Consider the following 404-nt stretch of genomic DNA (forward strand, 5'->3'; position numbering starts at 1 on the left):
TTTTCAGACGGCCTGCCGTTTTTTGCAAAGGCTTCATGCTTGGGTTATGATGTTTATTTGTAATATGTAAACAGATGATTGCCTGTTTTTACATAACAGGCCGTCTGAACAACGGAGAACGATATGAATGCGGTTGTAATTGCGGTCATCATCATGCTTGTGCTGTCTTTATCGCGCGTGCATGTGGTGCTCAGCTTGGCTGTCGGCGCGTTTGTCGGCGGCTTGGTGGCCGGTATGCCTTTGGAGAATGTAACCAACACGGCCGGAGATGTGGTGCAGCAAGGGATTATTCCTGTTTTTAACGAAGGCCTGAAAGGCGGGGCGCAAATCGCGCTGTCTTATGCCATGCTCGGCGCGTTTGCCATGGCCATCACGCATTCCGGCCTGCCGCAACAGCTCGCCGG

Annotated in this window: 1 pseudogene; it reads left to right on the plus strand. The window is 52.0% G+C overall.

Features of this window, described 5'->3' with window-relative positions:
- Window positions 1–123: 123 nt before the first annotated feature.
- A pseudogene (locus ACTHSP_RS22330) lies at window positions 124–404 on the plus strand (sodium:proton antiporter); the annotation flags it as partial.

Source organism: Neisseria sp. P0001.S005 (assembly GCF_051963715.1).